18 protein-coding genes, 1 tRNA gene and 1 pseudogene are annotated in these 20,231 nt (G+C 59.6%); 13 read left to right on the top strand and 7 right to left on the bottom strand.

What is annotated here, in order from left to right:
• Nucleotides 1-71 precede the first annotated feature (71 nt).
• A tRNA-Pro gene (locus IB266_RS03130) sits at nucleotides 72-148 on the top strand.
• Nucleotides 149-338: 190 nt separating this feature from the next.
• Here the strand turns inward: IB266_RS03130 and IB266_RS03135 are convergent.
• Both IB266_RS03135 and IB266_RS03140 read right to left on the bottom strand, forming a co-directional pair.
• The gene (locus tag IB266_RS03135) at nucleotides 339-1,031 is read right to left on the bottom strand and encodes a response regulator (protein WP_092144399.1); all 693 of its coding nucleotides are present in this window, start codon (nucleotides 1,029-1,031) and stop codon (nucleotides 339-341) included.
• A complete protein-coding gene (locus IB266_RS03140; protein WP_192260075.1) occupies nucleotides 1,006-4,398 on the bottom strand; it encodes an ATP-binding protein in 3,393 nt (1,130 codons plus the stop codon). The genes IB266_RS03135 and IB266_RS03140 overlap by 26 nt, the downstream gene beginning before the upstream one ends.
• Before the next feature lie 320 nt (nucleotides 4,399-4,718).
• Between IB266_RS03140 and urtA the strand changes: the two genes are divergently transcribed.
• From urtA to IB266_RS31030, 10 genes and pseudogenes are all read left to right on the top strand, one after another.
• Nucleotides 4,719-5,963, top strand: a complete 1,245-nt coding sequence (gene urtA, locus IB266_RS03145) for an urea ABC transporter substrate-binding protein (protein WP_058542510.1) — start codon at nucleotides 4,719-4,721, stop codon at nucleotides 5,961-5,963.
• 110 nt (nucleotides 5,964-6,073) lie between these two features.
• Nucleotides 6,074-6,991, top strand: a complete 918-nt coding sequence (urtB, locus tag IB266_RS03150) for an urea ABC transporter permease subunit UrtB (RefSeq protein ID WP_063320401.1) — start codon at nucleotides 6,074-6,076, stop codon at nucleotides 6,989-6,991.
• Between the two features lie 10 nt (nucleotides 6,992-7,001).
• Nucleotides 7,002-8,189 carry an urea ABC transporter permease subunit UrtC gene (gene urtC / locus IB266_RS03155; RefSeq protein WP_192260076.1) on the top strand — a complete coding sequence of 396 codons (1,188 nt, stop codon included), beginning with the start codon at nucleotides 7,002-7,004 and terminating at the stop codon, nucleotides 8,187-8,189.
• Nucleotides 8,186-8,944, top strand: coding sequence for an urea ABC transporter ATP-binding protein UrtD (urtD, locus tag IB266_RS03160; RefSeq protein WP_192260077.1), 759 nt, complete (start codon nucleotides 8,186-8,188; stop codon nucleotides 8,942-8,944). The genes urtC and urtD overlap by 4 nt, the downstream gene beginning before the upstream one ends.
• Nucleotides 8,945-8,954: 10 nt before the next feature.
• The gene (gene urtE / locus IB266_RS03165; protein ID WP_063320404.1) at nucleotides 8,955-9,644 is read left to right on the top strand and encodes an urea ABC transporter ATP-binding subunit UrtE; all 690 of its coding nucleotides are present in this window, start codon (nucleotides 8,955-8,957) and stop codon (nucleotides 9,642-9,644) included.
• Between the two features lie 132 nt (nucleotides 9,645-9,776).
• Nucleotides 9,777-11,006, top strand: coding sequence for a formamidase (gene fmdA / locus IB266_RS03170; protein WP_192260079.1), 1,230 nt, complete (start codon nucleotides 9,777-9,779; stop codon nucleotides 11,004-11,006).
• 36 nt (nucleotides 11,007-11,042) lie between these two features.
• Nucleotides 11,043-11,390 (top strand): FmdB family zinc ribbon protein, encoded by a 348-nt coding sequence (locus tag IB266_RS03175; protein WP_192260081.1) that lies wholly within the window; start codon nucleotides 11,043-11,045, stop codon nucleotides 11,388-11,390.
• Nucleotides 11,391-11,404: 14 nt separating this feature from the next.
• On the top strand, nucleotides 11,405-12,448 hold the full coding sequence (locus IB266_RS03180) for an aliphatic amidase (protein WP_192260083.1): 1,044 nt from the start codon (nucleotides 11,405-11,407) through the stop codon (nucleotides 12,446-12,448).
• 3 nt (nucleotides 12,449-12,451) lie between these two features.
• On the top strand, nucleotides 12,452-13,495 hold the full coding sequence (locus tag IB266_RS03185) for an AAA family ATPase (RefSeq protein ID WP_192260085.1): 1,044 nt from the start codon (nucleotides 12,452-12,454) through the stop codon (nucleotides 13,493-13,495).
• A 279-nt stretch (nucleotides 13,496-13,774) separates the two neighbouring features.
• Nucleotides 13,775-13,885 (top strand): annotated as a pseudogene (locus tag IB266_RS31030) (alcohol dehydrogenase); the annotation flags it as partial.
• A 26-nt stretch (nucleotides 13,886-13,911) separates the two neighbouring features.
• Here the strand turns inward: IB266_RS31030 and IB266_RS03195 are convergent.
• On the bottom strand, nucleotides 13,912-14,280 hold the full coding sequence (locus tag IB266_RS03195; protein ID WP_192260087.1) for a hypothetical protein: 369 nt from the start codon (nucleotides 14,278-14,280) through the stop codon (nucleotides 13,912-13,914).
• Nucleotides 14,281-14,482: 202 nt separating this feature from the next.
• On the opposite strand from IB266_RS03195, the gene IB266_RS03200 reads away from it, so the two are divergent.
• Nucleotides 14,483-14,722 carry a YceK/YidQ family lipoprotein gene (locus IB266_RS03200; RefSeq protein ID WP_092442125.1) on the top strand — a complete coding sequence of 80 codons (240 nt, stop codon included), beginning with the start codon at nucleotides 14,483-14,485 and terminating at the stop codon, nucleotides 14,720-14,722.
• 118 nt (nucleotides 14,723-14,840) lie between these two features.
• Nucleotides 14,841-15,881 (top strand): zinc-dependent alcohol dehydrogenase family protein, encoded by a 1,041-nt coding sequence (locus IB266_RS03205; protein WP_192260089.1) that lies wholly within the window; start codon nucleotides 14,841-14,843, stop codon nucleotides 15,879-15,881.
• Here IB266_RS03205 and IB266_RS03210 read toward each other — a convergent pair.
• The 4 genes from IB266_RS03210 to bamA all read right to left on the bottom strand — a co-directional run.
• On the bottom strand, nucleotides 15,878-17,899 hold the full coding sequence (locus IB266_RS03210; RefSeq protein WP_192260091.1) for a DKNYY domain-containing protein: 2,022 nt from the start codon (nucleotides 17,897-17,899) through the stop codon (nucleotides 15,878-15,880). The genes IB266_RS03205 and IB266_RS03210 overlap by 4 nt on opposite strands.
• Before the next feature lie 228 nt (nucleotides 17,900-18,127).
• Nucleotides 18,128-18,391 carry a hypothetical protein gene (locus IB266_RS03215; protein ID WP_003203536.1) on the bottom strand — a complete coding sequence of 88 codons (264 nt, stop codon included), beginning with the start codon at nucleotides 18,389-18,391 and terminating at the stop codon, nucleotides 18,128-18,130.
• 60 nt (nucleotides 18,392-18,451) lie between these two features.
• Nucleotides 18,452-18,685, bottom strand: a complete 234-nt coding sequence (locus IB266_RS03220; protein ID WP_225613381.1) for a hypothetical protein — start codon at nucleotides 18,683-18,685, stop codon at nucleotides 18,452-18,454.
• 104 nt (nucleotides 18,686-18,789) lie between these two features.
• Nucleotides 18,790-20,231: outer membrane protein assembly factor BamA (gene bamA / locus IB266_RS03225; protein ID WP_192260093.1), on the bottom strand; the 1,442-nt coding region annotated here is incomplete at its 5' end.

The following is a 20,231-nucleotide window of genomic DNA, read 5'->3' on the forward strand; positions in this document are numbered from 1 at the left end:
TCCAGTTTTCAAAAGCTTGCGATATATTCCTGAGCGTTCCGTTGAGAAGCGGAACAAGATTCACGCCTAGTCGGGGCGTAGCGCAGTCCGGTAGCGCACTAGCATGGGGTGCTAGGGGTCGAGTGTTCGAATCACTCCGTCCCGACCATATTTTTCAATGACTTAGCCCAATCTGAAAAGGTTGGGCTTTTTCATGCCTAAAAAATACCCCCGCATTGCCTGGATGGCAGGGCTGAAAATCCAGAGTCGTTTCCAACGTTCCTGCTTCATCCACCAGGTTCTGTCATGGACGAAAACGGCCCCAGTGCTCATCCAACAATACGTCCGGTTATCGTGGCTTACCTTGAAGCACTGTTGCGAGAATCGGTCATGGCCGACAAGGCCACAGAGGTCGCTGCTGTGCGTGTTTCTACACCTAACTTCACATACACATGTTCCAGATGTTTGTTCACGGTGCGTGGGCTCAGATCAAGAATGGTGCCGATGTCGCGGTTGGTCTTGCCGCAGGCCACCCAGCGCAGAACCTCGACCTCCCGACCGGTGAGCTGAAAGCGTGCTGACAGCACCCTGTGCGCCGGCTCGTCGTCCAGGCTCGGCGGGGCTGGCTGTGACGCCGCTCGGGCCGACAGCAGGATGCGCGAGGTGCGCAGGTGCGCGGCGACCCGGGCCAGCACTTCGTCGGTCTGGATCGGCTTGGTCACGTAGTCGCTGCCACCCACTTCAAAGCCCTGGACCACATGCCTGCTTTCCGTCAGCGCGGTCATGAACAGCACTGGAATATCGGCGTTGGCCGGTTGCTCCTTGATCCGCCGGCAGGTCTCGAAGCCGTCCAGGCCCGGCATCATCGCATCCAGCAGGATCAGGTCTGGACGCCGGCGTTCGATGCGGTTCAGGGCGCTGAGCCCGTCGAGGGCCACCAGCACCATGTAGCCGGCATCGTTGAGGGCGTCGGAGAGCATGGCGAGGTTGTCCGGGGTGTCGTCCACAATCAACACGACACCGGGTTCAGCGACTGTGGTCAGTGCATTCATCTTCTGCCTCCTTGAGGGCGCGGTTGATTTCGTCCAGGCGAAAATTTTTCAGCAGCTTGCGTAGCGAGCTGATGAAAGGGGCGGTGGCTGGCGTCTCGGCCTGGATGGCGTCGAGTTTTTCGTGCAGACCGCGTACGTAGCCGATGGCGCTGAGTTCGCCGAGGGCGATGAGGTCAGGCTGTGAGGGCAATATCCCCGGTTCGGGGAATGTCGCAGGGGCTGGTTTTTCGCGGCGCAGCCAGCGCAGGTCGAGCTGTTTCTGGATCCGCTCAAGCAGCTCCGGGGTGTGTACCGGCTTGGCAAGGTAGTCGTTGCAGACACTGGCCAGGCTGCGCTCGCGCTCGTCGTTAAAGGCATTGGCCGATATCACGATGATCGGTGCCGTGGACAACGCATTGCGACGGATCAGCCGGCTGGTTTCCCAGCCATCCATCGTCGGCATCGACAGGTCCATGAGAATCAGGTCCGGCCCCAGCAGGGCGACCTGGCGAATAGCTTCCTGGCCGTTGCTGGCCTGGACCACTTCAAAGCCCAGGGGCGTAAGCATGCCGCTGAGGACCTTGCGATGGTCCACATGGTCGTCCACTACCAGCACCAGACGCCGCGGCCCCTGGTAGCCGATGATGTCGTGTTCGACATGGATCACCGCTTGCGGCACCCGTACTTGCGAGAGAAACAGGCGCACCTGGAAACAGGTGCCCTTGTCCTGCTGACTCTTGACCTGCAACTCGCCGCCCATCAGCGAGGTGAGCATGCGGGTAATGGTCAGGCCCAGGCCAACGCCCTTGTCCTGGCGCATCAGATCACCGCGTTCGAAAGGCTGGAAGATTCGCTCGATGTGCTCGGGGTCGATGCCGATACCCGTGTCGATGATGTCGAAGGTTGCCGTCTCGCGCATGTAACTGACCCGCAGGCAGACTTCGCCGCTGTCGGTGAAGTTGACCGCATTGCCCAACAGGTTGATGAGGATCTGCCGGACGCGCTTTTCGTCACCTCGCACCACCGCCGGCATCTTGCCGATCAGCTCTAGGCGAAAGCGCAACCCTTTGTCCCGTGCTTGTGGGGTGAACATCAGCTCCAGATCGTGGATCAGTTCCGGGAAGGGGATTTCCGTCGGCTCCAGGCGCAATTTGCCAGCCTCGATCTTGGCCACATCGAGCAGGCCGTCGATCAGCGACAGCAGGTGCGAGCCGCTGCGCAGGATGGTCGCCAGGGCATCCTGATGCTGCTCCGGCATGGCCGCGTCGCGCTGCAGGATCTGGGTAAAACCGAGGATGCTGTTCAACGGCGTACGCAGTTCGTGGGACAGTCCGGTGACGTAGCGACTCTTGGCCGCGTTGGCCGCCTCGGAAGCCTCCTTGGCATCTTGCAGGGCCTGGTCGGTCAAGCGGTGGGCTTCGATTTCCTGCATCAGCAGCAGGGTCTGGCGGTCCGATTCTTCCTGGGCCACGCGGCGGCTTTCCCGCGTCAGAACGACCCACCAGGCGAGGATGGCCGCCAGTACCGAGAGCGTCAGGAAGGCCTGGAAAAATGCCTGGTACAGCGTCGCCTGGGCTTGCGGCGAGTGGGGCAGCCCCTGGGAGGCCTGGCCATAGATCAGCGCCAGAGCGCCGCTGAGCATCAGGATCAGCGCGAGCAGCAGGCCCAGGTAATGCACTAGCCGGGTGTGCAGGCGTGGCACCGTTGCATTGGGCAGCAACCAATGCAACAGCGCTTCGAACTGCGCCGATAGACGCCCGTGAGGTTTGCAGCGATCTCCGCAACGCGCGTCCAGCGAACAGCAAAGTGAGCAGATAGGCGTGCTGTAGGCCGGACAGAAAGCCATGTCGGCGGTTTCGAACGGGTTGCTGCACAGGCCGCAGGTGATCAGCGTGCTCGGTGCCACCGGTTGCAGCAGTAGCGGATCGCGGGTGCGGGCAATGTAATAGCGGCTGCGTGTGGCCCAGGCCAGCAGCGGGGTCATGACCAGCGAGGTGCCGAGGGCGACGAAGGGCGGGGCGGCCTGGGCCAGCGCACCAAATAGACCGAAGTGGGCGAGGACCGACAGCAGCGAGGCAATCAGCATGGAGCCGACGCCCACCGGGTTGATGTCGTAGAGGTGAGCGCGCTTGAACTCGATGTATTTCGGTGACAACCCCAAGGGTTTGTTGATCACCAGGTCGGCGACCACCGAGCCGATCCAGGCGATGGCGATGTTGGCGTAGAGACCGAGCACCTGGTCAATGACGTCGAATACCCCCAGCTCCATCAGCATCAGGGCAATCGCCACATTGAACACCAGCCAAACTACGCGGCCGGGGTGACTGTGGGTGACCCGGGCGAAAAAGTTCGACCAGGCCAGGGAGCCGGCGTAGGCGTTGGTCAGGTTGATCTTCATCTGCGAGACGAAGACGAACAGCACCATGGCCGCCAGGGCCCATTCCGGCGAGGCGAACACATAACCGAAGGCCACCAGGTACATCTGGGTCGGCTCCGTAGCGCGCTCGATGGGGATCTCGTGTTGCAGGGCGAGAAACGCCAGGAAGGCGCCAGCGAACATTTTCAGGGCGCCGGGCAGGATCCAGCCGGGGCCGGCGCAGAGCAGGGCGGCCCACCAGCGCTTGCGGTTGGACGCGGTTTTTTCCGGCAGGAAGCGCAGGTAGTCGACCTGTTCGCCGATCTGCGTCACCAGGGACAGGGCCACGGTACAGGCAGCGCAAAACGCCAGCAGATTGAAGTCGCCGCTGGCATCACGGCCCTGGAAACTGGTCCAGTCGCTGAAGGCCTCGGGGTTTTTCAGCAGCACAAACAGATAGGGCAGCACCAGCAGCACCAGCCACAACGGCTGGGTCCAGAGTTGCAGGCGGCTGATCAGGGTCACCCCATAGGCCACCAGGGGGATCACCAGCACAGAGCAGATCACATAAGCAAAGGCCAATGGGATATGGAAGTACAGCTCCAAGGCCAGGGCCATGATCGCTGCTTCCAGGGCGAAGAACAGAAAGGTGAAGCTGGCGTAGATCAGTGAGGTGATGGTCGAGCCGATGTAGCCGAAGCCGGCACCTCGGGTCAACAGGTCCATATCGACGCCGTAGCGGGCGGCGTAGTAGCTGACGGGCAGGCCGGTGAGGAAGATGATCAGGCTCACGGCGAGGATCGCCCAGAAGGTGTTGGTGAAGCCGTAGCTCAGGGCCAGCACCCCGCCAATCGCCTCTAGGGCCAGGAACGACACCGCACCCAGGGCGGTGTTGGCGATGCGCAGCTCCGACCATCTGCGAAAGGACTTTGGTGTGTAACGCAGGGCGTAGTCTTCCATGGTTTCGTCGGCGACCCAGCTGTTGTAGTCGCGACGGATCTTGGCGATGCGCTGGGTGCCAGGTGGAAGCACGGCGAAAGACTCCTGGGGTCAAGGCGCTCCGTGCCTGGCGGGTGTGCCCGTGGCGGATAGCCGAGCAATTTTCATGCCCTGCACCGCGCCGTCTTGCCGCGCCAACTGTTGCCTGCGCGCGCGTCCGCGCAGTGCCGTTCAGGCGGGGCCTGGAGCGATAGCCTGCGCCGCCTTGGTGCATTTTTCCCTACGTCAAATGACGTATGCGCTTACGTCAGGCTGCGTATACCCGTCGCCGATCCGCGCCGCCATGCTGATGCCACCACCGTTGCCGGCCGCCCCAAGGCGAGCTGTCAGCGTCACCGCAGAGGAGTAGCAGCATGGAACCACGATTGATCCGGACCAAAGGCCTGTTGCCGCGCCGCCTGGCGCTGGGGGCGGCGGCCCTGTCGCTATTGGCTGCCAGTGTGTTCAGCCAGGGTGTATGGGCCGACGAGGCCAATAGCACCGGCCTGGCGGTGACCGCCACTGAAGTCACGGTCGGCCAGTTGCACTCGGCCACCGGCACCATGGCGATTTCCGAGACCGGTTCGATCCAGGCCGAACGCCTGGCCATCGAGCAGATCAACGCTTCAGGCGGCATCCTCGGTCGGCAGATCAAGGTGATCCAAGAAGACGGCGCCTCCGACTGGCCGACCTTCGCCGAGAAGGCCAAGAAGCTTCTGGTCAACGACAAGGTGGCCACGGTGTTCGGCTGCTGGACCTCGGCGTCGCGCAAGGCTGTGCTGCCGATCTTCGAGAAAGAAAACGGCCTGCTCTACTACCCGACTTTCTACGAGGGGCTGGAGCAGTCGAAGAACGTGATCTACACGGGCCAGGAAGCCACCCAGCAAATCCTCGCCAGCCTCGACTGGATCGCCAAGACCAAAGGCGCCAAAACCTTCTACCTGGTGGGATCGGACTATATCTGGCCACGCACCTCGATGAAGATTGCCCGCAAGCACATTGAAAACGTGCTGCACGGCACCGTGGTCGGCGAAGACTATTACCCGCTCGGCAACACCCAGTTCGGTTCGCTGATCAACAAAGTCAAGTTGAAGAAGCCCGACGTGGTGTTCGCGGCAGTGGTGGGTGGCTCCAACGTGGCCTTCTACAAACAACTCAATGCGGCGGGTGTCAATTCGGCCAAGCAGACCTTGCTCACGCTCTCGGTCACCGAAGATGAGTTGCTGGGCATCGGCGGTGAGAACATGGCCGGTTTCTATGCCTCGATGAAGTACTTCCAGAGCCTGGACAACCCCAACAACAAAGCCTTCGTCGACGCTTTCAAGGCCAAGTACGGCAAGGATTCGGTGATCGGCGACGTGACCCAGGCCGCGTACCTGGGCCCATGGTTGTGGAAGGCCGCGGTGGAAAAAGCCGGCAGCTTCGATGTCGACAAAGTGGTTGCAGCCTCGCCGGGCATCGAGTTGAAAACCGCGCCTGAAGGCTACGTCAAAGTGCATGAAAACCATCACCTGTGGAGCAAGACCCGCATCGGTGAAGTGCAGCCCGATGGCCAGTTCAAAGTGGTGTACGAGTCCGACCTGATCGAGCCGAATCCGTTCCCTAAAGGCTATCAGTAAGGTCTGGGCCATCGCGGCAGGCCGACTCCAACACTCTGTAGGAGCTGGCTTGCCGGCGATGGAGCTCCAGCGTTTTTCCACATCCTCCCTCCAAGCAGGAGTCCATCATCATGGAATGGCTATCGGAATTTGGTGCCATCGCGGCGATGCAGGGGTTCAACGGCTTGTCCGTGTTCTGTGTGCTGCTGTTGATGGCATTGGGGCTGGCGATCATTTTCGGCCAGATGGGGGTCATCAACATGGCCCACGGCGAGTTCCTCACGATCGGCGCCTACACCACCTATGTCTGTTCGAGCCTGACCAGTCATTTCGCCCCGTGGTTTCAACCCTATTATTTTTTCATCGCCATCGCCCTGTCGTTTCTGGTGGCCGGGGCCATCGGCTGGCTGGTGGAGTGGGCGATGATCAGTCGGCTCTACAAGCGTCCGTTGGACACATTGCTGGCGACCTGGGGGCTGTCCCTAGTGATGCAGCAGACCTTCCGTTCGGTGTTCGGCGCCCGTGAAGTCAGCGCCACGCCGCCGGAGTGGCTGATGGGCTCGTTCAACTTCACCGAGTCCATCGAGATCCCGCGCAACGGTCTGTTCATGATGGCCCTGACCCTGCTGCTCACCGCGGCCATTTTTCTCTTGCTCTATCGCTCACGCTGGGGCCTGCAAGTGCGGGCCACGGTGCAAAACCGGCTGATGAGCCGTGCCGTGGGCATCAACACGCGCAAGGTCGACCGCATGACCTTTGCCCTCGGTTGTGGAGTCGCGGGGGTGGCCGGCGCGGCCTTTACCACCATTGGCTCCACCGGGCCCACCGCGGGCTCGCAGTACATAGTCGACACCTTCCTGGTGGTGGTCTTCGGCGGCGCACAAAGCCTGTTCGGCACTATTGCGTCGGCGTTCGTCATTGCCCAGACCCAATCGATCTCGGAGTTCTTCCTCAGTGGTTCGATGGCCAAGGTGCTGACCCTGTCCGGGGTGATTCTGATCCTGATGTTGCGCCCTCAAGGGTTGTTCTCCATCAAAGTGCGCAAGTAGAGGCGAGCCAATGAAGCTTTTAGACAAGATGCTGGCGGGCAAGCAGAACCTGTTGGGCGTGGCCCTGTTGGCGCTGCTCATTCTCGTGGTCTTCCCGCTGACCCTGGATGCCTTTCGCCTGAACATGGTGGGCAAGTACCTGACCTATGCCTTCGTCGCTGTCGGCCTGGTGCTGTGTTGGGGCTATGGCGGCATTCTCAGCCTCGGGCAAGGGGTGTTCTTCGGCGTCGGCGGCTACTGCATGGCGATGTTTCTCAAGCTCGAAGCCTCCGACCCGCAGAGCACCAAAATCCAGTCGACGCCGGGCATTCCGGATTTCATGGACTGGAACCAGATCACCGAACTGCCGTGGCTCTGGGTACCGTTCCACAGTTTCAGCTTCACCCTGTTGGCGGTGATCCTGGTGCCGGTAGTGCTGGCCTTCATCATTGGCATGGCGCTGTTCAAGCGGCGGGTGGGGGATGTTTATTTCTCTATCGTCAGCCAGGCCATCGCGCTGATTCTCACGGTGCTGATCGTCGGCCAGCAGGGCCTGACCGGCGGAGTCAACGGCATCACCGATCTCAAGACGCTGCTCGGCTGGGACCTGCGCAGTGACAGCGCCAAGCTGCTGCTGTACTTCATCAACGCGGCCTTGTTGTTCGGCTGCATTTTCATTGGCCGTTTCGTCCTTGCGTCGAAGCTCGGGCGGCTGCTGATGGCGATGCGCGATAAAGAGGAGCGGGTGCGCTTCTCCGGTTATGACGTGGCCAGTTTCAAGATTTTCGTGTTCTGCATCGCCGCTGCCTTCTCGGCCATAGGCGGCGCCATGTTCGCCTTGCAGGTGGGCTTCATGTCGCCTTCGTTCGTCGGCATCGTGCCATCCATCGAGATGGTGATCTTTGCCGCTGTCGGCGGGCGCATGTCGCTGCTCGGCGCGGTGTATGGGGCCTTGCTGGTGAACTACGGCAAGACCTATTTCTCCGAGTCCTTCCCCGAATTGTGGCTGTACCTGATGGGCGGGCTGTTCATTGCCGTGGTCATGTACTTCCCCAATGGTTTGGCCGGACTCTGGGACAGCCATGGCCGCCAGGCCCTTGGCCGTTTATTGCGGCGTACCCCGCAGCAAGCTGCCTTTGCCGCGCCTCTGCCGGAGACGTCGCGCACTGCACCGCCGACCCCTGCTTCTGAACGCCCTTCGCTGGAGACGCAGCCATGACCGCCGTAGGTTTTCAGATGAACAAGCCGGTGCTGGTTATCGAGGGGCTGACGGTGTCCTTCGACGGTTTCAAGGCCGTGGACAACCTCAACCTGTACATCGACCGCAATGAAGTGCGGGTGGTGATCGGGCCCAACGGCGCAGGCAAGACCACGGTGCTCGACCTGATCTGCGGCAAGACCCGCGCCACCAGCGGCAGCATCCAGTTCGATGGAAAGGAACTGACCAAGATGCGCGAGTACAACATCGTCCGTGCCGGTGTCGGGCGCAAATTCCAGAACCCGTCGATCTACGAAAACCTCACGGTGTTCGAGAACCTGGAGATGTCCTACCCGGCCGGGCGCAAGGTGTTTGGCGCGTTGTTCTTCAAACGCAGTGTCGCAGTGATTGCCCGGGTTGAAGAGGTGGCGCGGGAGATCTTTCTCGGCGAGCTGTTGCAGCAACAGGCCGACCTGCTGTCCCACGGCCAGAAGCAGTGGCTGGAGATCGGCATGCTGCTGATGCAGGACCCTGACCTGTTGATGCTCGATGAACCGGTCGCAGGGATGAGCGTCAACGAGCGCGTACAGACTGCGGAACTGCTCAAGCGCATCAGCCAGGGCCGCTCGGTGCTGGTGATCGAACACGACATGGAATTCGTCAAGAGCATCGCCCATAAGGTCACGGTGCTGCATCAGGGCAAGGTCTTGGCCGAGGGCAGCATGGAGTCGGTGCAGAACAACCCGAAAGTCATCGAAGTCTATTTAGGCCATTGAGGAAGCAGGCATGTTCAACGTAGACAAGCTGTCCTGTGGTTACGGCCAGAGTCAGATCCTTCACGACCTCGACCTGGCCGTGGCCAAACGCGAAATCGTCGCCGTGATGGGACGCAACGGCATGGGCAAGACCACGCTGTTCAAGAGCTTGATGGGCATCCTTCCGCAGTGGCGGGGGCAGGTCAGCGTCGATGGTCAGGAAGTCTCGAATCTGGAAACCCACGAGCGGGTGGAGCACGGCATCGCCTATGTGCCTCAGGGGCGGATGATTTTTCCTAGCATGACGGTGTTGGAAAACATACAGACCGGCCTGCCGGCATCGGCCCGGGGCCAGGTGCCCGAAGACCTCTATGCGTTGTTTCCGGTGCTCCACGACATGCGCTCGCGCAAGGGTGGCAACCTTTCGGGCGGGCAGCAGCAACAACTGGCGATTGCCCGGGCACTGGCGACCAATCCCAAGGTGTTGTTGCTCGATGAACCCACCGAGGGCATCCAGCCGTCGATCATCAAGGACATCGCCCGCACTTTGAAAGAGATCCGCCACCTGCGCGACCTGACCATTGTGGTCTCCGAGCAGGTGCTGTCATTCACCCTGGAAATCGCCGACCGCTTCCTGGTGATCGAGAAGGGTCGCTTCGTGATTGAGGAGACCCGGGACAAGGTCGACGAATCCACCATCAGTCGCTACCTCTGCGTATAGGCGCGATCGACCCCCTTGTAGCAGCTGGCAAGCCAGCTCAAAGGGGTACGTCATCCAACGTATTGGCCGATTCGTGCCGCCATTCGAGACTGGTTCCAACGCGGTACATCCCTAATGTTCAGGAGCTTCGCCATGACCGATACCTTGATCAAAGTCGACCTCAACCAGCCCGCCACCGAGAACGAACAGATCCACAACCGCTGGCATCCGGACATTCCCATGGCCTGCTGGGTCACGCCGGGGGATGACTTTATTCTTGAGACTTACGACTGGACCGCTGGCGCGATCAAGAACAACGACGACGCCTCGGATGTGCGTGACGTCGACCTGTCCACCGTGCACTACCTGTCCGGTCCAGTGGGCGTGCACGGCGCCGAGCCGGGGGATCTGCTGGTGGTCGACCTGCTGGACATCGGCGCTAAGGCCGAATCGATGTGGGGCTTCAACGGCTTCTTCTCGCGGCAGAACGGTGGCGGATTCCTCACGGATCACTTTCCCAGCGCACAGAAAGCCATCTGGGATTTCAAAGGCATGTTTACCAGCTCGCGGCACATTCCCGGGGTCAACTTTGCCGGCCTGATCCACCCCGGATTGATCGGTTGCCTGCCCGACCCGGTAATGCTCGGCGACTGGAACCGCCGTGAGCAGGAACTGATCGACACCCACCCGACCCGCGTGCCGCCCCTGGCCAACGCGCCGCTGGCCGCCACCGCACACATGGGCAAGCTCAAGGGCCAGGCCCGGGATGATGCCGCGGCAACGGGCGCGCGCACCGTGCCACCGCGTGAACATGGTGGTAACTGCGATATCAAGGACTTGTCCCGGGGCTCGAAGATTTTCTTCCCGGTCTACGTCAAAGGCGCCGGGTTGTCGGTGGGGGATCTGCACTTCAGTCAGGGCGACGGCGAGATCACCTTTTGCGGTGCTATCGAGATGGCCGGCTGGGTTCATATGAAAGTCGAACTGATCAAGGGCGGCATGGCCAAGTACGGGATCAAGAACCCGGTGTTCAAACCCAGCCCGATCATCCCGACCTACCAGAACTACCTGATCTTTGAAGGTATCTCGGTGGATGAAGCCGGCAAACAGCACTACCTGGACGTGAATATCGCGTATCGCCAGGCCTGCCTGAATGCGATCAACTACTTGACCAAGTTTGGTTATTCCCCCGCCCAAGGCTATGCCCTGTTGGGTTCTGCGCCGGTGCAAGGGCATATCAGCGGCGTGGTCGATATTCCCAACGCCTGCGCGACCCTCTGGTTACCCACCGAAATCTTCGAGTTCGACATCAACCCCAACGCCAACGGTCCCATCAAACACCTCGACGGCAGTATCGATCTGCCGATTGCCCCGGACCTGTGAGACACGCCCGAGCTCGATCAATATCTGGAGAGCGCCATGCCGACCTATGAGTACGAATGTCAAACCTGTGGTTCTTTCACAATGTTGCGGCCCATGGCCCAACGGCACGAGTCGTGCCAGTGCCCGTCTTGCGCGGGCCCGGGAGGGCGGTTGCTGTTGTCTGCGCCGGCACTGACGACGTTGGCGAGCAGTCAACGCCGGGCCATGGCGACCAACGAGCGAAGTGCCCACGCGCCGCAGACGCTTGGCGAGTACCAGCAGAACCGTCGTCATCCCAGTGGGTGCAGTTGTTGCGCACCGAGCAAACCGCTGGCCCCGACCAAAGAAAATCCACAGGGGCTCAAGAGTAAAACCGGCTCCAGACCTTGGATGATCAGTCATTAACAGAGGTAAATCTCATGCGTCATGGTGATATTTCCAGCTGCCCGGATACCGTGGGTGTCGCTGTCGTCAATTACAAAATGCCGCGGCTGCATACAAAAGCCGAGGTCATTGAAAACGCCCGCAAGATTGCCGACATTATCACGGGGATGAAAAGCGGTCTCCCCGGCATGGACCTGGTGGTGTTTCCTGAATACAGCACCATGGGCATCATGTACGACCACGATGAGATGATGGCGACTGCCGCCAGTATTCCAGGCGAAGAAACTGCGATCTTTTCCGCCGCGTGCCGTGCGGCTGACACGTGGGGGGTGTTTTCACTGACCGGTGAGCGGCATGAGGAACATCCCCACAAAGCCCCGTACAACACGTTGGTGTTGATCAATAACCAGGGCGAAATCGTCCAGAAGTACCGCAAGTGCATTCCCTGGTGCCCCATAGAAGGTTGGTATCCGGGTGATCGGACCTATGTCTGCGAGGGTCCCAAGGGCCTGCAAATCAGCTTGATCATTTGTGATGACGGCAACTACCCGGAGATCTGGCGCGACTGTGCAATGAAAGGGGCGGAGTTGATCGTCCGTTGCCAGGGCTATATGTACCCGGCCAAAGAGCAGCAGGTGATGATGTCCAAAAGCATGGCCTGGGCCAATAATTGCTATGTGGCAGTGGCCAATGCGGCCGGCTTCGATGGGGTTTATTCCTACTTTGGTCACTCGGCGATTATTGGCTTCGACGGTCGCACCCTGGGCGAATGCGGTGAAGAGGAAATGGGCATTCAGTACGCACAATTATCCGTTTCGCAAATCCGCGATGCGCGAGCGAACGACCAATCACAGAATCATTTGTTCAAGCTGCTGCATCGCGGTTACACCGGGGTCTATCACTCCGGGGACGGCGACAAGGGAGTGGCTGACTGCCCGTTCGACTTTTACCGCACCTGGGTAATGGACGCGCAGAAAGCCCAGGAAAATGTCGAAAAACTGACCCGTAGCACCGTCGGCGTGGCTCATTGCCCGGTGGGAGAGCTTCCCCACGACGGTAAAGAAAAACACGCAGGCTAAACCATGCCTTTCGTGAATGATCGCATCGACCCAAACCACCCCCAGCCTAGCCTGACCAGCGCATCACCGGCAGCAGATTTGTTGACCTCACGCTTCGTCTTCAATCCCGCCCAAGTCATGGCGTTGTTGCGCAGTCGAATTGTCGGCCAAGAACACGCCATGAGCGCGGTCGAGGCGTTGCTAAACGTGGTTAAGGTCGATATTGGTGAACGTGAGAGACCGTTGACGGTGAACCTGTTCATGGGGCCGACCGGTGTCGGCAAGACCGAAATAGTACGTCTGCTGGCACTGGCCATACACGGTCGCGCCGATGCTTTTTGTCGCATCGACATGCACACCTTGGCCCAGGAGCATTACTCGGCGGCGCTCACCGGAGCGCCACCTGGTTATGTGGGGAGTAAAGAGGGCGTCAGTCTGTTCAATAGCGAATTGATTCAAGGCACCTACAGTCGCCCAGGCATCGTGCTGTTCGATGAGCTGGAAAAAGCCAGCAAGGAAGTGGTGCGCAGTTTGTTGGGCATTCTTGAGAACGGCCAACTGACCTTGGCGGGCGGTAGCCGAACACTGGATTTTCGCAATAGCCTGATCTTCATGACCAGCAACATTGGAGCCCGGCAAGCGACCACCTACAGGGAACGTTTTTCACGCGGTTGGCGGCGCTGGCTCGGCATCGCCCCACAAGGTGAGCAGGCTATGTTGGAGCTGGCGTTGCACGCGTGGTTCGAACCGGAGTTTCTAAACCGTATTGATCGCATCCTGGTTTTCCAACGCATCGAAACCCGATGGCTGGAAGCGTTGTTGCAGATCGAACTGAACAAACTCAACCAACGTCTCGGTCAGTATCGCCGTACGCTGGTCCTGGACGTTGCGGCAAGCGACTGGCTGTGCCAAAAGCATGACCCACGCTTCGGTGCTCGGGCCCTGACAAGGCGAGTGCGGGTTGAGCTGGAGCCTGCCATCGCTGAGTGTTTGCTGGCTTATCCGCAGGCAATGCAGATGGCTGCGACGGTCGAATCAAACAGGCTCACGGTTGTTCCATTGTCGTAAGACGACACCGGATTGAGGTCCGCCGTGATACCCCGCTTACCGGCAATCCTGACCAGCATTCAGTGTCTCGTTGCCGAGTTCAGCAGTCGAGGATTCAGCCGGTGCAAACTTTTGGCGGCCGGGCAGTTGCCCGAGTCGGGAATAGGTCTGTGATTCGACATCGGCCACGGGGTTGCCCAGGCTGACAGTTGCCGATGGTCGAGCCGGGAGGGCCTCAGCACTCTCTATCACTGTTGCAGGCGATGCCGCGACGGCAGAGCGAGTCTGGATGGGAATGGCAGAGCTGGCGTGGTTGTTCAGGTCCTTGGCACGGGCGTATGCCGAAGCAACTGGCATGGCTGGAAAGGTCATGATCCTGATATTCAGCTGCCCCATGTGCCGCGCTCTGAATCAACGCCGACGGTCTGCCCGCCCGCCTACCATTTTGCAGAAAACCAGTATCGTGCGAGTTTCACCTGGGTTCTAAGGCCTACCTGACCTTTTACGCATAAATCCTCCAGTTCCTCGACTGACCTCAAAGGATCCTTCTTTGCGCTGGGTTTCAGGCCATCTTGATAGGTTGGGCCAAACTCAGGACTGGCCTCCGAAAGGAGTCGGATTGCTTTCGCGTAGTCGTCTTCGAGATCTTCGGGCAAGGTGCCGCACGCTGCTTTTGTATGCTGATAGACCTGCCCCCACATGAAACCCGATTTGTCGGGGGTGTTGAGGTCCGAATAGGAGTGGGCTGCTGCAGAGGTACAGTAAAAAGTCAGTGACATTGCAGCCATTAAAAGTTGTTTGTGCATCGTTTGTTGATCCCTTCCGTGGTTGTAAAAAAACGACTTATATATTGCGCATCTTCTTCAAGTCCACGTTTTGCGCGCCCGGCATGGAGCGTAAGCGCACCAACTAGGCTGCGGGTGGCTACGTTGGTGACTTGGAAGGGGTGACTCGCTTTTAGCGAAAGCGTCTATGCAGCTCTTCGCAAAGAAGTAATAAGGACATTACGTGCTACAGAAAGTGATTCTGCTGATTCTGGTCGCCAGCTTAGGCGGCTGCATGGCCACCGCGATGCGGATGGATTACGACAAGCATCGGTGCCCCTATATTGGCCTGCGCTTTGACTGGTGGCTGGTGGGCACGTCCAAAGGAAAGCTGATCCCTTTCTTGCTTATCGACGCACCGTTCTCACTGGTGGTCGATACCGTATTCTTCCCCTTCGAATATCAGTACAGCTGCAACCTATAAGTGACAGGGATTCTTACGTGTCGGGGGATTTGTGGTTACTGTTGGCGTTGGTTCGCGGCAAGGTCGGTCCGCGAGCCAGGATTCAGACAGAGCGCTTTTCTAAAGTAGAGGGATTCTCATGAAAGCCGTAGTTTACGAAGCCTTTTCCCAACCCCCACGTTTGATGACAGTCGAAGGCCCGACCCCCGAGCGTCACGGTGTGGTTGTTCAAGTCCTGGGTACGGGCGTATGCCGAAGCGACTGGCATGGCTGGAAAGGTCATGACCCTGACATTCAACTGCCCCATGTGCCCGGTCACGAATTGGCGGGAATCGTGGCGGAGGTGGGGCGGGATGTCACCCGATGGAAGGTGGGCGATCGTATCACCGTGCCTTTTGTCGGCGGCTGCGGCGCGTGTCCGGAATGCAATAGCGGCAACCAGCAGGTGTGCCACAGCCAGTTTCAGCCGGGTTTTACCCATTGGGGCTCTTTCGCCGAGTATGTGGGGATTCACAAGGCGGATTTGAACCTGGTTGCGTTGCCGGAAAACATGGACTTCGCCACGGCGGTGAGCCTTGGTTGTCGGTTCGTCACTTCGTTCCGTGCGGTTGTCGATCAAGGCAAGGTCACGGCGGGCCAGTGGGTGGCGGTTCATGGCTGTGGTGGCGTGGGGCTGTCCGCCGTGATGATCGCCCACGCTATCGGAGCGAACGTCATCGCCATCGACATCTCCGACGATAAGCTCAAGCTTGCCCAGTCGCTCGGTGCCGTCGCGACAATCAACGCAAGCCGGGTGGCGGATGTCACCGAGGCGGTACTCGAGATTACGAAGGGTGGCGCTCACGTTTCGCTGGATGCCCTGGGTCATCCAACGACCTGCTTCAACTCCATCAATAATCTGAGACGGCGTGGAAGGCATGTCCAGGTCGGTTTGATGCTGGCGGACCACAGCACGCCCTCTATCCCAATGAGTAAAGTCATTGCCTACGAGCTGGAGATCTGCGGCAGCCATGGCATGCAGGCTCACCGTTACGGCGCGATGATGGAGATGATCACGTCCGGCAAGCTGGCGCCTGAAAAACTGGTGGGTAAGACCATCAGCCTTGAGCAATCGATTGATGCGCTCATGAACATGGACCGGTTTGACACCGCAGGCGTTACGGTTGTGACGCAGTTCTAAACGCTTGCCGCTGGCTGGCCGAGGGATTCCCGATAATGCGCTTCGTCGACTTCGGTCAGGGTTGCATAACCGTCGTAGTGATAGAGGCGATTTTGGTCACGGGCGTAGCGGTCATTCAGGAACTCGAGGGTGGCCAGGTCGATCCGCTTGGCGCTCAACGGGCGTCGATGACAGAACAACTTGCGCGTGCCCAGTTGCAGGAAGTCGGGATGGGGCACGCGCACTTCATCAGGAACGAACGCCACGTCCAGCGGCTTACCTTCCGAGAAGATCAGCGTAGGGCTGACAGCATAGGTGCCGAGAATGCGGGTATCCGAGGGAGGTAGCTTTTTTTTCGCCTCACCGTAGTAATACACCGTGTCCTGATCCTTCGCCCAGCCATGCCCACAGGATTCGAACGTAGCCGCTTGGGCCCTACGAATCGGCTCCGGGGGATGGTAAAAAACCCGGTGACAGAACACGGTCTTTCCGTCAGTCAGGTAGGGTGAGCCCAGTGAGCGAAAATGTTCCGCCGATTCCGGGGAAAAACGTTCGGGTACTTCCGTGTCGGCGTTATGGAATGGGATCAGATACAAACCGTTGGCATCACCGCACAGATGCGTGTCCAGCAATTTGAAACTCGCAGCGTCCAGCCCGTTGATCACGCGTCCATGGAAATACACCTGGTCGCCTAGCTCAAAACCGCGACCGATGGCCTGTAGCGGCAACGTTTCCGTGTGCGTTTGCGCGGCTTCAGGCCGTGTCTGCAAGCGGTGCCACCAATAACCCTCCAACTGCGGATGGGCTTCGAAGTAAGGCGCCCACGCCGCTTGCATGGCCGCATCGATGATGCCGCCAGAGCCCAGCGGGCCGTGCTTGTCACCGACCAGCACGGGCGAGTAATCCTGGTCATTACGACAGGGCTGGATCACGACGAAGCTTTCCGCGTCGACATCGAGGCGTTTCTGGCGCCTGTAGACGTGTTGGTGATCACGGTAATAATCGAACCCCAAGTGACGAAAACTCGGGCCATGGGCATCGCGCAGGCGGGTCCCGGCGGCGTAGACGTACTGGTCGTCCACGGCAAAATACTCATCCTCGTATTCGCTGGCGCTGACCACGCGGCCGCCTTCATCGAACGCTGGCTGCCAGCACTGGAGCAGGTGGAAGTCGCCCACGTAGCGAATGGTTTTTCCGGTCAGGTAATAGGCCCGTTGCTTGTCCTTGGCGTAGCGTTCGTTAAGCACGGTGAAGGTCGCCAGATCGGCATTGTCGATGCGGTAGAAGTATTCATAGGCAATGCTCGAGCCTTGCTGCGCTTGCACGATGATCGACTGCCCATCGGTGCCCCAGCGTTGGGCGAGCATCTGGAAGTCGTCCGGGTTGGCGACCGGCAGTGGCGTGCCGTCCTTCTGGTGCAGGGGCTTGAAGCCCCTATAGACTTGATCGTCGATCACTCGATAGGACGGGTGGTTGCAATACCGCACCCGCGCCGTGGCGCTGGCGATAATGTGCCCCTGCAAAAAGAGATGCACACCGTCGCAGAACAGCGCGGACGCTGAAGTCACCGAGGCCGGGGACGATGCCAACAGGGCCAGCCTATCGGGTCGCGCCTCGTGGATTTGGGTAATCGCGTACTCGCCGAACCAATAGGCACCGGTTGCGTCACGCCAGTACTGGTGGCCGAGGCTTTCCAGGCCCTTGTCGAACCGAAACGGCAGGGGCTGCAGCGCATGGTAGCCGTGGCGCTCCCGGTAGGCCGGAAGCAAGTAGTAATCACGCTGGGCTTCGCGCAAGACCCAAGGGTTGCGTCGATGCCGCCAAACCGGCTGACCGGCCAGCAAGGGCGAGGGCGGATAGTGCCCAGCGCTGGCACATTGTGCTAACTCGCCAGGTCGTGTGCCTTGAGGGTTGAGCATGATGTACACATCAGGCACTTGCCCATCGCCCAGCAGCACACCGTCCAAGAATGCGAAGCCTTGATGCCATTCAAGGTTCAGCGGTTCCCAGTCAGCCTTATCCGTCCCTGTGATTGTCATTTATTGCGATCTGCTCTCCAGGTAGGTGGAACCCCAAGTCAAAGATCGTCGCTGCCACGCTCAAAAAATGAACTTGAACAGCGCAATCACCACGATCAGGCCAATCAGGAAAATGATACCTACGGTACCGCCAAGGAATTTCAACATAGTAACGCTCTCATCAGGTGGGCTTAATCGTCTAGACCGCCACCGATAGCGCTCGTTTCGTCGAATATTCATGCGTGATGATCAATGGACCGCAAAGGACCTTGGCACTGGCACATGTTCGAATTTGGAAATGGTCTTGATCCAGTAGCGGCGGTAGTCCGTCTGGTCCGGTGCCAGCGGCTTGTGGCTGGACCATGGGTGTTTCTCCTTCAGGCTGGCGCGGTACGCTTCCCATTCTTTCTGCTCGGCCACTTCCCGGGCTTTGCTCCGGTCGTCGAACCAGCCCAGCACGTAAGCTTCGCCCTGGTCCGTGCCGTGCGCTATCAGCAAATAAATCTCTGTCATGACTGACCTACCGTTCTGTCCTGCGCCCCAGTGGCGGGGTCTTATCCTGGGTATCGGCCGTTACTGGCGGTTTTTGAGATTGATCGCAGAAAAACGCTGAGCCCAGAGGTGCGCCTGACGAAAAAGGTTGAAAGCCGTGAAAGCCCGCATGAAGGCGCGCCTGGGCGTGGGGAATACCCTGCGTCCACCGGCTTGTTCACTGCCGTCATTGTAATTGACGATGATCACATCACACTCGCCACGCAGAGATGATGTGGCCCATTCATCCATAGCGAGCAGTTCCACTGCTTCCAACTTCATCACTCCATTGCTCAAACCTGGATACGGGGATCGCAACTACTCAGGTCTGTATCCAAGATAGCAGCTCCGTGCCCTACGACCCGTTCCGGCCAGCACATTCAGAACGTCTGCCCCAAGGAAAACTGGAATACCTGCGTATCAGCGTTATCCGGGGTTCGGACCGGAAAGGCGATGTTGGCGCTCAACGGGCCCAGCGGGCTATACCAGGTCACCCCGACCCCCACCGAGCTGGCCATCTGGCTGAGGTCGACCCCGTCGCATCCCTGGGTGGTGCTCAGGTAGCACTTGTCGGAATAGACGCTGCCCACGTCCCAGAACACCGAGGTACGCAGTGATTTGTTGTCTTTGATGAAGGGCAGTGGGAACAGGTACTCCACGCCGCCGGTGATCAGTATGTTGCCGCCCAGTGACTCGGTGTCCCGGTCGGAGTAGTACGCCTGGCCGGCACTGGCATAGGTGCCGGTGGCCGGTGTATCGCGCGGGCCGAGGGTACCGCTTTCAAAGCCGCGCACCGAGCCTTCGCCACCGGCGGTGTAGTTTTCATAGAACGGCAGGCCGTCAGTGGAGCCGTAGCTGTTGCCGTAGCCGAGTTTGGTGTGCAAGCGCAGCGAGGTAGTGTCGCTGACCGGCAGGAACGTCTGCCCGGTGTAGTCGATCTTGTAGAAGCTCAGGTCGCTGCCGGGCACCGTCGCCATAAGGTTCAGGCTTTGCGAATGCCCGCGGGTGGCCAGCACGCCCTTGTTCAGGGTCGATTCGGACCAGCCGAGATTGGCCTTGAAGTTGGTGAAGTCCTTGCCTTCACGCGCGATGAAATCGTAGATCTCATCGGCGCTGTAGGTCCCCGGTTCGATGCTGTCATGTTGCACCGTCACGCCGACATTCAACCGTGAGGTTTCATTGATCGGATAGCCGAGGGAGGTGCCGGCGCCATAGCTATTGATGGAATAGTACGAATTATCGTCATCGTAATATTCGTTGTAGTCGGTGGCGTTGTAGAACGCGTTGTAACCCAGGCTCACGCCGTCCGGTGTGAAGTAGGGGTCGGTAAAGCCGATGTTGTACTTGCTTTGGTAGGACGAGCGGGTCAGGCCCAGGCTGGCGTAGTTGCCGGTGCCGAGAAAGTTGTTCTGGGTGATCGAGCCGCCAAGGATCAGGCCGGCGCTTTGCGAGAAACCGACGCTGGCGGTGATCGAGCCGGAAGCCTGCTCTTCGACGCTGTAGTTCACATCGACCTGGTCATCGACGCCCGGCACGGCCGGTGTCTCGACGTTGACTTCCTTGAAGAAGCCCAGGCGCTCCAGGCGGGTCTTGGACTGGTCGATCAGGTAGGTCGACGCCCAGCCACCTTCCATCTGGCGCATTTCACGGCGCAGCACTTCGTCCTCGGACTTGGTGTTGCCACGGAAGTTGATGCGGTTGACGTAGGCGCGCTTGCCCGGGTCCACGGCGAACGTGATGTCGACGGTGTGGTCTTCATCATGCGGCTGCGGCACGCCGTTGACGTTGGCGAAGGTGTAGCCCTCGTTACCCAGGCGGCGGG

It is taken from the genome of Pseudomonas sp. Pdm06 (genome assembly GCF_014851795.1).
In the GTDB taxonomy this organism is placed as follows: domain Bacteria; phylum Pseudomonadota; class Gammaproteobacteria; order Pseudomonadales; family Pseudomonadaceae; genus Aquipseudomonas; species Aquipseudomonas fluorescens_AA.